The organism is Micromonospora sp. WMMD736, assembly GCF_049179015.1.
Classification (GTDB): Bacteria; Actinomycetota; Actinomycetes; order Mycobacteriales; family Micromonosporaceae; genus Micromonospora.
This window is the reverse complement of record NZ_JBMHMI010000001.1, coordinates 2,582,641-2,597,116: the sequence shown is the minus strand read 5'-3', so window position 1 is coordinate 2,597,116 and position 14,476 is coordinate 2,582,641. Positions and strand designations below refer to the sequence as shown.

Annotated in this window: 15 protein-coding genes; 6 read left to right on the top strand and 9 right to left on the bottom strand. The window is 74.0% G+C overall.

The window, feature by feature from the left end; genetic code table 11:
• Nucleotides 1-132: 132 nt before the first annotated feature.
• Nucleotides 133-507, top strand: coding sequence for an Rv2175c family DNA-binding protein (locus ACN269_RS10970; RefSeq protein WP_421472345.1), 375 nt, complete (start codon nucleotides 133-135; stop codon nucleotides 505-507).
• Between the two features lie 149 nt (nucleotides 508-656).
• On the opposite strand, the gene ACN269_RS10965 is transcribed toward ACN269_RS10970, so the two are convergent.
• From ACN269_RS10965 to ACN269_RS10955, 3 genes are all read right to left on the bottom strand, one after another.
• Nucleotides 657-1,739 carry a polyprenyl synthetase family protein gene (locus ACN269_RS10965; protein WP_421472344.1) on the bottom strand — a complete coding sequence of 361 codons (1,083 nt, stop codon included), beginning with the start codon at nucleotides 1,737-1,739 and terminating at the stop codon, nucleotides 657-659.
• Nucleotides 1,740-1,748: 9 nt separating this feature from the next.
• On the bottom strand, nucleotides 1,749-2,147 hold the full coding sequence (locus ACN269_RS10960; RefSeq protein WP_421472343.1) for a helix-turn-helix domain-containing protein: 399 nt from the start codon (nucleotides 2,145-2,147) through the stop codon (nucleotides 1,749-1,751).
• Between the two features lie 194 nt (nucleotides 2,148-2,341).
• The gene (locus ACN269_RS10955; RefSeq protein ID WP_421472342.1) at nucleotides 2,342-3,118 is read right to left on the bottom strand and encodes a GntR family transcriptional regulator; all 777 of its coding nucleotides are present in this window, start codon (nucleotides 3,116-3,118) and stop codon (nucleotides 2,342-2,344) included.
• A gap of 804 nt (nucleotides 3,119-3,922) precedes the next feature.
• Here ACN269_RS10955 and metF point away from each other — a divergent pair.
• Together metF and ACN269_RS10945 are read left to right on the top strand one after the other, a co-directional pair.
• Entirely contained in the window at nucleotides 3,923-4,840 is a 918-nt protein-coding gene (metF, locus tag ACN269_RS10950; protein ID WP_421472341.1) for a methylenetetrahydrofolate reductase [NAD(P)H], read from the top strand.
• 21 nt (nucleotides 4,841-4,861) lie between these two features.
• Nucleotides 4,862-5,575: a CDP-alcohol phosphatidyltransferase family protein gene (locus tag ACN269_RS10945; RefSeq protein ID WP_421472340.1), complete on the top strand. Its 714-nt coding sequence runs from the start codon at nucleotides 4,862-4,864 to the stop codon at nucleotides 5,573-5,575.
• A gap of 50 nt (nucleotides 5,576-5,625) precedes the next feature.
• Here ACN269_RS10945 and ACN269_RS10940 read toward each other — a convergent pair whose 3' ends face one another.
• The 6 genes from ACN269_RS10940 to ACN269_RS10915 all read right to left on the bottom strand — a co-directional run bounded on the left by ACN269_RS10940 (nucleotide 5,626) and on the right by ACN269_RS10915 (nucleotide 10,907).
• On the bottom strand, nucleotides 5,626-7,113 hold the full coding sequence (locus ACN269_RS10940; RefSeq protein ID WP_421472339.1) for a phytoene desaturase family protein: 1,488 nt from the start codon (nucleotides 7,111-7,113) through the stop codon (nucleotides 5,626-5,628).
• 12 nt (nucleotides 7,114-7,125) lie between these two features.
• Nucleotides 7,126-8,250: a glycosyltransferase gene (locus tag ACN269_RS10935; protein WP_421472338.1), complete on the bottom strand. Its 1,125-nt coding sequence runs from the start codon at nucleotides 8,248-8,250 to the stop codon at nucleotides 7,126-7,128.
• Nucleotides 8,247-9,107 (bottom strand): carotenoid biosynthesis protein, encoded by an 861-nt coding sequence (locus ACN269_RS10930; RefSeq protein ID WP_421472337.1) that lies wholly within the window; start codon nucleotides 9,105-9,107, stop codon nucleotides 8,247-8,249. Before ACN269_RS10930 ends, ACN269_RS10935 begins: the two co-directional genes overlap by 4 nt.
• Entirely contained in the window at nucleotides 9,104-9,655 is a 552-nt protein-coding gene (locus tag ACN269_RS10925; RefSeq protein WP_421472336.1) for a GNAT family N-acetyltransferase, read from the bottom strand. Before ACN269_RS10925 ends, ACN269_RS10930 begins: the two co-directional genes overlap by 4 nt.
• Nucleotides 9,652-10,317 (bottom strand): monooxygenase, encoded by a 666-nt coding sequence (locus ACN269_RS10920; protein WP_421476280.1) that lies wholly within the window; start codon nucleotides 10,315-10,317, stop codon nucleotides 9,652-9,654. Before ACN269_RS10920 ends, ACN269_RS10925 begins: the two co-directional genes overlap by 4 nt.
• Nucleotides 10,318-10,418: 101 nt before the next feature.
• Nucleotides 10,419-10,907, bottom strand: a complete 489-nt coding sequence (locus ACN269_RS10915; protein ID WP_421472335.1) for a YbaK/EbsC family protein — start codon at nucleotides 10,905-10,907, stop codon at nucleotides 10,419-10,421.
• Between the two features lie 454 nt (nucleotides 10,908-11,361).
• Between ACN269_RS10915 and ACN269_RS10910 the strand changes: the two genes are divergently transcribed.
• From ACN269_RS10910 to ACN269_RS10900, 3 genes are all read left to right on the top strand, one after another.
• Nucleotides 11,362-11,811 carry an SAV_6107 family HEPN domain-containing protein gene (locus tag ACN269_RS10910; RefSeq protein WP_234589090.1) on the top strand — a complete coding sequence of 150 codons (450 nt, stop codon included), beginning with the start codon at nucleotides 11,362-11,364 and terminating at the stop codon, nucleotides 11,809-11,811.
• A gap of 96 nt (nucleotides 11,812-11,907) precedes the next feature.
• A complete protein-coding gene (locus tag ACN269_RS10905) occupies nucleotides 11,908-12,633 on the top strand; it encodes a hypothetical protein (protein WP_421472334.1) in 726 nt (241 codons plus the stop codon).
• Nucleotides 12,630-14,408, top strand: coding sequence for a DNA polymerase Y family protein (locus ACN269_RS10900; protein WP_421472333.1), 1,779 nt, complete (start codon nucleotides 12,630-12,632; stop codon nucleotides 14,406-14,408). Before ACN269_RS10905 ends, ACN269_RS10900 begins: the two co-directional genes overlap by 4 nt.
• Nucleotides 14,409-14,476: the final 68 nt, after the last annotated feature.

Genomic DNA, 14,476 nt, shown 5'->3' with positions numbered 1-14,476 from the left:
TACAGGCCGAGGGCGAACCGAGCCGTCCCGTCGTGGGTCGGCGCCCCGCCGCCGGCGCTGATCCGCTGCTCACCGGCGGTACGGGTGGGGTGCCGATGGCTCCCGCTGGCGACGACGTGGCAGGGTGATCGGGTGACCGAATCCGTACCCGACCCCGAGCTCGCCGGCCCCACCGACCCGTCCGGCTGGCTCACCCTGCCCGACGTCGCCGAGCGGCTCGACGTGTCGATCAGCAAGGTCCATCAGATGATCCGCGACCGGGAGCTGTTGGCGGTCCGCCGCGACGGCGTCCGCCGGATACCCGCGGACCTGGTGACCAACGCGACAGTCCTCAAGCACCTGCCCGGTGTGCTCAACCTGCTGGCCGACAACGGCTACGACGACGAGGCGGCCCTGCGCTGGCTCTACGAGCGGGACGACACGCTGCCCGGCAACACGCCCGCCGCGGCCCTCTCCGGCGATCAGGCCCGCGAGGTCAAACGCCGCGCCCAAGCCCTGGGCTTCTGATCCCGCACCCCGCCCCGTCCCCCCGTCTCCCGCCGCGCACGCCCATCCCCGTTGATCATGAAGTTATTGCTGCGACACGCCGCGCCGGCAGGCAATAACTTCATGATCAACGCGGCGGAAGGGTGGGGAGGGACGGGGAGGGCAGGGGGTTAGTCGGAGCGGCGGGTTGCCGCTATGGCCAGGTCTACCAGGGCCTGGCGGGCTTCGGTGTCCAGGTCTACGGCCGTCAGGGCGGCCAGAGCCGTGTCGGTGAGCGTCACGATGCGCTGCTCGGTGCGGGTCAGCGCCCCGCTCGCCTGGATCAGCTCGCGCAGGCGGGCCACACCCTGCTCGTCCAAGTCCGGGTTGCCGAGCTGACCGAGCAGCAGCTCCCGGCCCGCGTCGTCGGTGGTCTCCACGGCCGCCGCCACCAGATAGGTGCGCTTACCCTCGCGCAGGTCGTCCCCGGCCGGTTTGCCGGTCTGCGCCGGGTCGCCGAAGACCCCCAACACGTCGTCGCGGAGCTGGAACGCCTCACCCAACGGCAACCCGTACGCCGAATAGGTCGTCCGGACCTCCTCGCCCGCGTCGGCCAGCGCGGCACCGAGCAACAGCGGACGCTCGACGGTGTACTTCGCCGACTTGTAGCGGGCCACCTTGCCGGCCCGCTCCAACGAGGTGTCCCCGGTGGCCTGGGTCAACACGTCGAGGTACTGCCCGACGGTGACCTCGGTGCGCATCTCGTCGAAGACCGGCCGGGCCCGGGCCAGCGCCCGCAGGTCCAGGCCGGCGGAGTGCAGCAGTTCGTCGGACCACACCAGGCACAGGTCGCCGAGCAGGATCGCGGCGGCGTCGCCGAACCCGTCCGCGTCGCCACCCCAGCCGGCCGCCCGGTGCCGGCTGGCGAACCGTCGGTGCACCGCCGGCTCGCCCCGCCGGGTGTCGGAACGATCCATCAGATCGTCGTGAATGAGGGCGCTGGCCTGCACGAACTCCAACGCCGCAAGCGCGGTGAGCACCTCGTCGCCGTCCACCCCGCCGGCGCCCCGGAATCCCCAGTACGCGAACGCCGGGCGCAGGCGCTTGCCGCCACCGAGCACGAACGCCTCGATGGCCTCCGCCACCGGAACGAGGGCCTGGTCGACGAGGGTCAAGCGGGCCCGCTGGCCGGCCAGGAACTCGGTGAGCGCCTCGTCGACCCGCTGCCGCAGGCCGGCGCGGTCGACGGGGGACACGGGAGCAGCATGGGTCACGCCACGACGCTAGCGGTTCGCCGCGGCCCGCGCCCCACCGCCACGCGTAGTCCCGCCGGGCCGTGGGCCGGCACGGCCCCCTGCCCGCCCGGCCGGCCGCACAGCCGTCGCGCCGCGCCGGCCCGACCCACCGGCCGCGGGCGGGCCGGTCCGCCGGGTGCGCGCGGCCGCCTCGGCGAGCACCATCGGCGGTACGTCCAGCACGACGGCGAGCCAACCGAGCCAGAACCCACCGGGTACGCGTCGCTGCCGCTCCCACCGGGACACCTCGTGACGGCTCAACGTCGCGACGCCCGCCGCGGCGCACAACTCGGCGGCGGTCCGCCGTTGACTCCACCCCCGGGCCAGCCGGTGCCGGACCAGCAGTGGCCCGAGCTGCGTGCGGTACGGCGGAGCGGGCGAGGTCATGGGTCCTCCCGGCGGGTCGACGCGGTGCCGCCCGCCCACGCGACGGGCCGGGCGCACCTCGGCTGCGTGACCCCCACGCCGGAACCGGCCGCCCCCACCGCCCCTTCCGCGCCCCCCATTCCTACCCCCGGGGTACGACGACTTTGCCCGCCCGATCCGGTTCGAAATTGCCTCAGCTCAGGAGCGGAATCGGTTCAGGTGAGGTCGATCCAGTAGTCCAGATCCACCAGATCCGCACGCCTAACGATGTGCGCCACCTCGACCACGCGCTCACCGACATACGTCTGTCGAGTGATCACCACGACGTGAACGCCGCCAGGGATTTGTAGAGCCTCAACCTCATCCGGCGTCGGCATCCTCCATCTCGGCCGCTCACGGATGCCGGTGATGGTGTGCCCGAGGCTGTAGAGCTGCGACGTGTTGCCACCTGGCCAGGGCTCGTTATCCGGGTCGGCTACCGGGGTGCCGGCGACCATGTCGAGTAGCAGCGACGAGACGGACATCTGTTGCGGCACACCGTGAGTACGGAACAGGAAATGGCGCTCCAGCAGCATCGTCCCCTGTTCCACCCCGAACAGCTCGGCCACGGGCTCGGTAGCCGGCACCTCGGAGAAGCTCCTGTCGAGGCTGTAGGCAGACCACTCCACCTGCTGATCGGCAGTGAAGGACGTGCCAAGCTCGCCGCTGCGAACCTGCTCCAGTTCCTTGCGGTACCTCTCGGAGGCGAGTCGACGCACGGGCATGATCGGACGGGCGTAGGTGCCTCGTCCAACCTCTGTCATCACCAAGCCCTCTGCCCGCAGCAGTGCCAGCGCTTCACGAACAGTCCCGCGCGCGACTGCGAACTCGGCCATCAAGGTCGATTCACTGGGCAGCAAGGAGCCGGGGGCGATCGCGCCGGCCTCGATCCGGTGGCGTAGCTCGTCAGCAACCTGCCGGTAGCGCGGCGGCTGTGGGTGCGGGGTAGGCACGCCCGTCACCGTACTCCGGATCTTCCCGACCGCTTGTTCGCCATGACACGACATTACCTGTCTGGACAGGTTGCCTAGACAGGATCACGGTTGCAGTGTGGCCGGCACGCTGAGTGATCTAGGGGTAGGCACTGCGTGTCGGCCACCCAAGGAGTCTCGGGAGGCAGCTCATGCGTCGATGGAAATGGTTCCAACGTCCTGACGAGTCGATCGACGTCGTCGAGCGCTCGGCCGATCAGCCCGTGGCCTGCGACCCTTCTACGCCGCCACGGAAGCAGGACGATCCCACCAGCGCACGGCCAGCTTGGAAGCGCCGCAACCGGCGGGACGGCCGCCATGATGCTTGAGGAGATCAGGCCGGAGCCACCGTTCCCCGTGATCATGGCCGGTTTCATAGTGGATCTGCACATCCGCAAGACGTGCCCACGCTGCCGGCAGGATGGCTGTCCAAAGCTCAGAGCCGCTGGCCTGACCCTGAAGCTCTGGCGGGCAAGGAAGCAGCCGTGAAGTCCGGTGACGTCCTGCGGCTTGATCGGAAGGTCAGCGTTCAGTTCATGATCCCGATAACCGTTCGGGTCATCAGAAGGCTCGACCGGGTCACCTACGATGGTTGGTGCTGGATCGACTGCTACCAGCTCGACAGCAAAGGTGATGCCATCGCCAGACGTTCGCTGTTTATCCGACCCGAATTCGTGGAGTCCGCTACGGACCGCCTGGCCGCGTCCCAGAACCGGGATCGACCGACTCGCGTACGACGGTGGGAAGCTCCTGGGTCCCGATGGCGTCGCCCGCTAGAGTCGGGTCGTGGCGCTCGGTCTTCCCTCGGTACTCCCCAATCCGCAGCCGGCGATCGGGGCGCTCATCCGTGACCATCAGCCGACGTTCTCGTTCGAGTTCTTCCCGCCCAAGACCGAGGCCGGGGAGCGGCTGCTCTGGCAGGCGATCCGCGAGCTGGAGTCGCTGCGTCCGTCGTTCGTGTCGATCACCTACGGTGCGGGCGGTTCGACCAGGGACACCACCGTGGCGGTGACGGAGCGGATCGCCACCGACACCACCCTGCTGCCGATGGCCCACCTGACCGCCGTCAACCACTCCGTGGCCGAGCTGCGACACGTCGTCGGGCGGCTCGCCGGCGTGGGAGTACGTAACGTGCTGGCCGTCCGCGGCGACCCGCCCGGCAACCCGGGCGGCGAGTGGGTCCGGCACCCCGAGGGCGTCGACTACGCCGAGGACCTGGTCCGGCTGGTCCGCGACTCCGGTGACTTCAGCGTGGGCGTGGCGGCCTTCCCGTACAAGCACCCCCGCTCACCCGACGTGGCCAGCGACACCGCGCAGTTCGTCCGCAAGTGCCGGGCCGGCGCCGAGTTCGCGATCACCCAGATGTTCTTCGAGGCCGACGACTACCTGCGCCTGCGTGACCGGGTGGCCGCCGCCGGCTGCGCCACCCCGATCCTGGCCGGGGTGATGCCGGTGACCCAGATCGGCACCATCGAGCGGTCCGTGCAGCTCTCCGGGGCGCCCTTCCCGCCCGCGCTGGCGGCGCGTTTCGAGCGGGTGGCCGACGATCCGGAGGCGGTGCGCCAGCTCGGCATCGAGCAGGCCAGCGAGATGTGCCGTCGGCTGCTGGACGAGGGCGTCCCCGGAATCCACTTCATCACCCTCAACCGGTCCACCGCTACGCGGGAGGTCTGGCAGAACCTCAAGGCCGGCGCGCGGGTGTGAACGCGGAGTCGGCGACACCTGATGCCCGGCACGACGGTTGATCCCCAGGTGGGCACACAGCTGAACTGGGACCAGTACGCCACGGCGTGGGCGCGACTGCACGGCGGGTTCGACCCGCGGGTCGCCGCGCCGGTGGTACGCGCCTGGCTGCGGTTCGCCTACCACGTCGGGTACGTGCTGGGCCGGCTGCGGGTCGGCCCCACCCCGGTCACCGTCGTCGGGGTGCTGCTCTGCTTCTGCGTACCGTTGCTGGCGACCCGGCCGGGCGACGGCCCGTTCCTCGGCGCGTTGTTCGTGCTGTTCGCCGCCGTGGCCGACAGTGTGGACGGCGCCGTGGCCGTCGCCACCGACCGCACCACCCGGCTCGGCTACGTCTACGACTCGCTGGCCGACCGGCTCGGCGAGGTGGCCTGGCTGCTGGCGTTCTGGCTGGTCGGCGCGCCGGGCGGGCTGGTCGTCGCGGCCGGCGCGCTGTCCTGGCTGCACGAGTACGTCCGGGCCCGCGCGGCCCTGGCCGGCATGCGCGAGATCGGCGCGGTGACCGTCGGCGAGCGACCCACCCGGGTCTCGGTCGCGCTGGCGGGTCTGGTGGTCGCCGGGCTGGCCGGTCTGATCGAGCCGGACCTGGCCGCCGGCACCATCACCATGGCGACCGCGGTCTGGGTGCTGCTCGCCGGCTTCGGGCTGGGGCAGTTGCTCTCCACCGTCCGCCGCGCGCTCCTCGACGCCGGCTGAGCGACCACGCCGGTCGAGCGACCACGTCGGCGGAGCAGCGGCCCACCCGGTTACCAGGCGGGGCCGATCTCCTCGGCGACGATCTGCGCGGAGAGGGTCACCATCGGCAGGCCGCCGCCGGGGTGGCTGGAGCCGCCCACCAGCCACAGCCCGTGCGCCGGGCCCCGGTTGGCCGGGCGGAGCAGACCGCCGGCGGTGCCGTAGATCGTGCCGCCCGGTGCCCCGGTCGCGGTGTCCAGGTCGGCCGGAGTGCGGACCTCGCGGAACAGCAGCCGGTCCCGCACGTCCACGCCGCGCTCGGCCAGCACCTCCAGGATCCGGTCGGCGTACGCGTCGGCGAGCCCCGGGCGTCGCCAGTCGACCGCCCCGCCGGCGGTGCCCTGCCGGGCGGCGTTGACCAGCACGAACCACGCCTCGTGCCCGGCCGGACGGACCATCGGGTCGTCCGCCACGGTGACGAACACGGTCGGGTCGGCCGCCGGCCGGGCCCGTACGCCACGACCGGGGTCGCCGAAGACCGCGTCGAACTCGGCGTCGTAGTCGCGCGGGAAGAAGACGTTGTGGTGGGCCAGCCCGGTGCTGCCGGAGACGCCGAGCAGCAGCACGAAACCGGCGAGGCTGCGGTCGGTCAGGCCGGCCAGCCGGCGCGGGTGCGGCAGCAGGTCACGGTAGACGGTGAGGGCGTCCACGTTGGCCACCACCACGTCGGCGGGCACCGGCGCGGCGACCCCGGCGAGGCGTACCCCGTGCACCCGGCCGCCGGTCGCGTCGATCCGGGTGACCCGGGTGTCGGTCTGCACGACCACGCCCAGGTCCAGGCAACGGGTCAGCAGGGCGTCGGCGAGCGTGCCCAGCCCGCCGCGCAGGTACCAGCCGCCGAAGGCCAGCTCGGCGTAGGGGACCGCGACCAGCGCCGCCGGCGCCCGGCGTGGGTCGGCGCCGGTGTAGGTGGCGTACCGGTCCAGCAGCATCCGCAGTCGCGGGTCGGACAGGTGCCGGCGGCCCAGGCCGCGCAGGGTGCGGCCCGGCGCGATGGCGGCCAGGTCGCCCAGCCGCCAGGCCAGCGACGCGAGGTCGCGGGGGGAGTCGACGGTACGGCGCAGGATGTCCCGCGAGGACGCCTCCCACACCCGCGCGGCCCGGCGCCACAGCCGTTGCCAGTCGGCCGCCGCCCGGTCACCGAGGGCGGCCCCGATCCGCGCGGCGAACTCCGCCGGGTCGGCGCACGAGTCCAGGGTCGGGCCGCCACCGGGAAAGACGTGCCGGACGATCGGGTCCAGCGGGACCAGGTCCAGGTACTCGTCGAGCTTCGCCCCGGTCGCCTCGAACAGGTCGTGGAAGACCTCGGGCAGCGTGAGCAGGCTCGGCCCGGTGTCGAAGTGGAACGGACCGGCCGGGGTGTCGTGCGCGTACCGGCCGAGCTTGCCACCGACCGTGTCGGCGGCCTCGAAGACGGTCACCTGGTGCCCGGTGGCGGCCAGCCGGGCGGCGGTGGCGAGGCCACCTACCCCGGCGCCGACGACCACGATCCGCGCCATGCCGTGCCCTCCCTAGCTGACCGGACGGCCCCGCCAGGTGAGGCGGCGTCGCTTCCGCAGATGGTACGACCGCAGGGTCAACCAGCCGAGGACCACGACCGACACGGGGTGTGCGAGCGCGTCGGGCCACCACCGGCCGCCGGTCGCGCGGGCGGTGAGCACCCGTCCGACCACGCCCAGCAGGTATGCGATGAGCGCAACCATCGACACCCGGGGAGCTGTCCAGGCGAACCCCAGCGCCACCAGTGGTGGGGCGGTGTAGAGCAGCAGCAGCGCCGCCACGACGGCCGCCGCCGCGCCGGGGTGCCCGAACGACGCCCACAGCGACTTCGAGTACCCGTCGCGCAGTTGCGGCCAGTCGTCGTACATCCGGCAGCTGGCCAGCCGCGAGCCGTCGGCCAGGGCGATCCGCCCGCCGGCCCGCTTGACGGCGCGAGCCAGTTCGACGTCCTCCAGGATCTTGTCGGCGACCGCGGCGTGCCCACCGGCGGCGGTGTAGCCGGCCCGGTCCACCACCAGGAACTGCCCGCCCGCCGCGGCCAGCGACGGCCGCGGCGAGCGCTCCATCGCCCGCAGCGGCAGGAAGGTCAGCCAGAGCCACTGCAACAACGGCTGGACCAGCCGGTCGGCCGCCGTCGACACCACGATCCGGGGGTACGGCGACAGCAACGTCGCGCGGGCGGCGCGCAGCTCGGTGACGGCCGCTGCCACGGCGTGCGGGGCGAGCACCACGTCGGCGTCGACGAAGACCAGCGTGCTGGCCTCCGGGGCGGCCCGGGTGGCGAGCTGCCAGCAGGCGTGCGGCTTGCCCAGCCAGCCCGGCGGCGGGGCGATGCCGGTGAGCACCGTGACCCGGGGGTCGTCGCCGGCCACGGCGCGGACCACGTCGGCGGTGCCGTCGGTGGAGCCGTCGTCGAGGACCACGACGCGCAGCCCGGGTACGCCGCGCTGGGCGAGCAGCGCGCGCAGGCAGGGCGTGACCCGGGTGGCCTCGTCGCGCAGCGGCAGCAGCACGGCCACCGGCTCACCGACCTCGCCCGGCGCGTCGGTGGGCCGGCGCAGCCAGCGGGTGGCGTTGACCCAGGTGTGCGCGGTCAGCGCGGCGACGGCGACCAGCAGGACGGACAGGACGGTCATCGGTTCGCGTCGACGCCGGTGCGGTCCGGCCGGTGATCCTCCTGGCGGGTCTCGCCGCCCCGGCGGGCGCGCAGCAGCGTCACGGCCAGCGGCACGGCGGTGACCCCCATGCCAGCGGCGCCCCAGAGCGCCGAGGCGGGCAGGTCCAGGAAGACGGCGTGGGCCAGGATGCTGGAGAAGTACGTCCACAGGTAGAGCGCGACCATCGGGTGGTCCCCGGCGTCGGTGCGTTCGACGGCCGGACCGGCCAGCGGGCGCAGCGCGCTCATCATCAGCACCGCGAAGAGCAGCCAGCCCAGGTAGTTGCTGACCGGGATGCCGGTCAGGCCGGGCAACGCGGGGGTGGCGTCGCGCCAGACCCAGTAGCCCTCGGCGACCATCTGCGGGTCGAGGAAGAGGTCCCAGGCGGCCAGGCCCACCGTGGCCAACGCGATCCTGCCCACCCACCGTCCGACGGTCGAGCCCCTGCCGTCGCCGGTCGGGGCGCGGTCGCCGCCGGTCAGGCGAACCGCGGCCAACCAGGCCGGCCAGGCCATCCAGGTCCACGCCAACGGGATGATCAACGGCACCCCGGCCAGCTTGGGACCCAACTCGCCCGAGTAGTCGTAGCTGCCGAACGGCACACCGGTGGCCACCCCGATCGCCTCGATCGCGAACCCACCGCCGGTGGCCACCGCGACCAACGCCGCCGCCACCCGGGGGCCCCGACTGAGCAGCGCGTGGCCGACCGAGAGCAGCCAGCCGAGCACGACGGTGGCCACGGTCAGCCCGGCCCGGGTCGCGCCGGTGGTCAGCGGGTAGCAGATCTGGGCGAACACCAGGACGCCGAGCAGCGTCCAGGAGATCCGTCGGGTCATGACGCCGGGGGATCGAGCGGCAGGTCCCGACCGAGTACGCCGAACGGCCGCTCGTCACCGGGGAAGTGGAAGTCGCGCAGCACGTCGACGAAGCCGAAACGCCGGTACAGCCGCCAGGCCCGCGAGGTCTGCTCCTCCGCCTCCGGGGTGGACAGCAGCGTGGTGTCGCCCTCGGCCATCGTGAGCAGCGCCCGCAACTGGCCGGCGCCCAGGCCGTGCCCCTGCGCGGGCGGGCGGACGTGCAGCTCGACCACCTCGAAGCAGTGGGTGAGCCAACGCTTGCGGGTCGGGCCGTCCAGCGCCCGGTGCACCTGGTCGTGCCACCACTGGCCGGCGCCGCCCAGATAGCCGTACCCGAAGCCGGCGAGGTGGCCCTCGCTGGTCAGGCTGGCCACGGCCCGGAAACCCGGCCGGCGGACGTGGGTGGCGATGTAGCCGCGCCGGGCCTCCAACAGGTCGGTGCGGTACCCCATCGCCTCGCCGTAGACGGCCACCACGTCGTCCAGTCGTCGGACGAGATCGTCCGGCGTCCAGCGCACCAACCTCATGCCTGTCCACCCTTCACTGTCGCCTGGTCGTCGTCGGCGACCCACCCGAGGACCGTCCGGTCGCCGACCACGTCGCGTACCTCGAACCGGGCGAACAGCTCCTCGGCGTACCAGCCCGCGGTGGGGGTTCGCATGATCGCCGCCCGATGCTCCGGGTGACGGTACGCGAACGCCACCAGGTCCGTCGGGTCGCGCCACACGCTGACCGTCCCCTGCCAGCCCAACGGGGCCTCACCCACGCCGAACCGGGCGAGCAGCCCCGGCGCGTCGCGCAGGGCCGCCGCCACCGGCGGGACCGCCCGCCAGAAGGTGGCCGCCCGACGTGCCCGCAGCCGGGCCCGCGTCAACGCCAACACCGGCCCGGCCACCCGACCACCCGGCGGTTCGCCGAACGGCCGCTGGCCGGACCACTCGCCTCGGCTGCTCAGCGGGCGCAGGTCGACCCGGACCTGCGCCCGGGCGATGCGCGCCCAGGCCCGCCCGACCGGCGAGTCGTCGAAGCCGGCCGCCGCGGCGGGGGAGTCCCAGACGGTCAGCGCCGCCCACCTGGTGAGGTCGGCGTCACCCGGGCCGAAGCCGGTGCCCGTCCCCGTGCCCAGCAGCTTGCCGAACCGGACGCCCGGCAGGGCGCGCAGCCGACGCGGATCCACCGCCATCCTCATCAGCGCCCGGGGCAGCGCGCCGCGCGGGATCCGCCACACGTGCAGGGTGACCAGCTCCGGTACGGCGCTGCTGTGCCGGCTGGTTCGCTCGCTCCGCTCGCTCACGCCACCTCGGCCGGGGTGCCGACGGTCACGCGCAGCAGTTCGGCGTAGGTGGTGGGGAAGACCGCCTGCGGTACGCCGCCCGCCGCCCAGATCTGCGGGTACGCCGCCAACGCCGTGTCCACCAGGGTGCGCAGCGCCCGAGGGTGCCCGAGCGGGGCGACCCCGCCGATCGGCTGCCCGGTGTGCTCGCGGACGAACTCCGGGGTGGCCCGACGCAGCCGGGTGACGCCGATGGACGCGGCCAGACCGGCGGTGTCCACCCGGTGCGCGCCGGAGGTGAGCACGAGCAGCGGCGCGCCGTCCGCGTCGAAGATCAGCGAGTTGGCGATCTGGCCCACCTCGACGCCGAGCGCCTCGGCGGCGGCTGCCGCGGTGTGCACCGCGTCGGGCAGGAGGCGGACCGTGCTGGGCTGACCGGCGTCGTCGAGCGCGTCGGCGTCGTCCAGCGCGTCCTGCACCGCCCGTACGTTCGGGTGTGGCTGCATCCCGTCATTCTTCCCGGTCTGTGTGCGCCGCTTCACCCCGGCACACGTCACGGCGAGTCCTGGCGCGTCACACGTTGCATTTTCGTCGGAGGGGAGGTGTACTGTCAGCAGCAGTTAGAACGAGTGTTCGATTGTCTCGAACGCTCGTTCCAACCAGCCGGAGCGCGGTGTTTCGCGGCGCCAGTTCCGGCCGGTGCGGCTCCGCGGGCCGCACCTGGGTTTCCGGGCAGTCGCGAGCCCGGTCCCATCAGGCAGGAGCGTCGCCCGCCGCCCACGACCCCCGGGCGGCGGGCGACGAACCCGCCGGTACGCCGGCCGGGTGTGGTGTGGGGAAGCATCCACACCCGGCCGGCCACCCGCCCGGTGCGTCTTCCTCCGCACCACCCGACCTCGGCGTCTCGTCGGCGGCACCACCGCCCCGAGCGACGCCCCGGCCACGTGGAGGAGACAGTCCATGCCGACCAACCCGGCTCAGGCGCCGACGGTGCCGGCGCACGTGCTGCCGCACCGCACCCCTGCCCAGCTCCTCACCCTGGCCCGTCGTGGGCTGGTCGAGGCCGGCCAGACCCGACCCGACGGCCTGCGCTACGCGGCGGCCCACCTGGCGGCGCTGCGCGCGGCGGCCGCCCTGCTCGCCGCCCGGGCCCGTCCCGCCCCCAGCCGGCGCAACCGGATCACCAGCGTCTGGGTCCTGCTCTGCGCCGTCGCCCCCGAGCTCGACGAGTGGGCCCGCTTCTTCGCCGCCGGGGCCAGCAAGCGAGCCGCCGCCGAGGCTGGCATCCCCCGGGTGGTCAGCGCCCGGGAGGCCGATGACCTGCTCCGCGCCGCCGAACAGTTCGTCACGGTGGTGGAGACCGCGCTCGGCGTGGCACACCAACCAGCCCTGGACGGCCTCGCGGCGTGAGACCGCCGTGACGCCGGCCGCCTGGAAGGGAAGCCGGGCGGCTGGCGTCACGGTGCGGCCTGATCTGTTCCACAGCAACGACGGGGGGTTGGTCCAATGGCGGGCCGCATGGTGGTCGGTTCCGCCGCGCTGGCCGATCTGGTACGCCCGGCGAGCGCGCCCGATCCGGTGGGCGGCCACCGCGTGCTACCGGTGACGCCCGAGCTGACCGGCCTGTTGCCCAACCGGGGCCTACGCCGGGGCAGCACGATCGCCGTCGCCGTCGGTCAGCCCCGCCGCAGTGGGGGCACCTCACTGGTGCTCGCACTGCTGGCCGAGGCGTCCCGGGCCGGCTCGTGGTGTGCCGTGGTCGGAGTGCCGACGTTCGGCGCGGGCGCGGCTGCCGAGCTGGGCATCTCTCTGGACCGGCTCGCCCTGGTGCCGAATCCGGGTCCCGAGTGGGCCACCGTGGTCGCCGCGCTGATCGACGGGGTGGACGTCGTGGTCACCGCCGTACCGGCCGCGGTCTCCGCCTCGGTCGCCACCCGGCTGGCCGCCCGGGCCCGGCAGCGCGGCAGCGTGCTCGTCCCGTACGGCCGGTGGGATGGCGCGGACGTGACGCTGCAGGTGGTCCGCGGGGTCTGGGAAGGGCTCGGCCAGGGGCGGGGGCGGCTGCGCCGCCGGGAGGTCACCGTGTCGGCGCGCGGGCGGGGAGCAGCCGCGCGCCCCAAGGAGATCAAGGTCTGGCTCCCCGACGCCGAGCTCACCCGTGTCATTCCCCGCACGGTGCGGTCGACCGTGGGCCGACCGTCCGGGCCGCTCGCCCTGGTCGGGTCGGGGTGACCGGCTCGCCGACCCGGACCCTGCTGCTGTGGTGCCCGGACTGGCCGGTGCTCGCCGCCGAGATCGTCGACGGGATACCGGCCACCGGCCCGGTCGCCGTACTGCACGCCAACCGGGTGGTCGCCTGCTCCGAGCGGGCCCGCGCCGAAGGCGTACGCCGAGGGCTGCGCAAGCGGGAGGCGCAGGGTCGTTGCCCGCAGCTCACCGTCGTGGACTACGACCCCGGCCGGGACGCCCGGGCGTTCGAGCCGGTGGTCGCCGCGTTGGAGGAGCTGGTGGCGGGCGTCGAGGTGGTCCGGCCGGGTGCCTGTGCGGTTGCCGCCCGGGGCCCGAGTCGCTACCTCGGCGGTGAGGAGGCGGCCGCCGAACGGCTCATCGAGCACGTCGCCCAGTCGTGTCTGGTGGAGAGTCAGGTGGGCATCGCCGACGGGGTGTTCGCCGCGGGGCTGGCCGCCCGTACCGGTCGGGTGGTGGCGCCGGGTGGGACGCCGGAGTTCCTGGCCGGGATGCCGGTCGAGGCACTCGGTCGGTCCGCGCTGGCCGACCTGCTGCGCCGGCTGGGGGTGCGGACCCTCGGTGACTTCGCCGCGCTACCGGCCGGCGACGTGCTGGCCCGATTCGGGTTCGACGGCGCGCTGGCCCACCGGCTGGCCGCCGGCCGGGACCACCGCCCGCTCGCCGTCCGGCAGCCGCCGGCCGACCTGACGGTGACCGCCGGGTACGACGATCCGCTCGACCGGGTCGACGCGGCGGCGTTCGCCGCCCGTGCCCTGGCCGAGCAGTTGCACGACCGGCTCGCCGGGTACGGGCTGGCCTGCACCCGCCTCGGCATCGAGGCGGTTACCGAGCACGGGCAGGAGCTGCACCGGGTGTGGCGGCACGATGGCCTGCTCACCGCTGCCGCCATCGCCGATCGGGTGCGTTGGCAGCTCGACGGCTGGCTCTCCGGCAGCAACGGTCGCGCCGGTGCCCGTCCGGCCCGCCCGACGTCCGGCATCATCCGGCTGCGGCTGATCCCGGACGGGGTGGTCGCCCAGGCCGGCCTGCAAGCCGGCCTCTGGGGGGAGACCGGCGAGGAGCGGGAGCGGGCGCACCGGGCGTTGAGCCGCGTACAGGGCATCCTCGGCCCGGAAGCGGTGGTCACGGCGGTGCTCGGTGGCGGGCGTTCCCCGGCCGACCAGGTACGCCTCGTGCCGTGGGGCGACGAGCGGCTCCCGGCCCGACCCGGCCCACCGGCCGTTGCCGGCGCGGGCAGGGGTGCCGGTGCGGACACGGGTGCCGGTGACGGTGCCGGTGCGGACACCGGCACAGGCGCGGGCATGGGGATGGGTGCTGGTGCGGGCGCGGGCATGGGCGCGGGTGCGGGCGCGGGCATGGGCGCGGGCATGGGGATGGGTGCTGGTGGCGGTGGCGGTGCTGGTCCCGCGGCCGGTCGGGGTGGGGGCGTTCCGCCGTGGCCGGGTCGGCTGCCGCCGCCCGCGCCGGCCGTGGTGCTGCCCAGCCCACTCGCCGCGACCGTGCACGACGCCGCTGGCGAGCCGGTGGTGATCAGCGCGCGGTTGGCGGTGAGCGCCCCACCGGCCCGACTGGTGGTCGGTACCGGTCAGCCGGCGGAGATCGTGGGTTGGGCCGGACCGTGGCCGGTGGACGAGCGCTGGTGGGCGCCGGCCGAGGCCCGCCGCCGGGCCCGGTTCCAGGTCAGCCTCGCCGACGGTGCCGCTCTGCTGCTCGCCGTGGAGTCGGGGCAGTGGCTGGTGGAGGCGATCTATGACTGAGTCAGGTCGGCCCCTGACCAACATCACCTGGCTCGGCGTCGCTTGGTCCGGCGTCGCTTGGTCCGGCG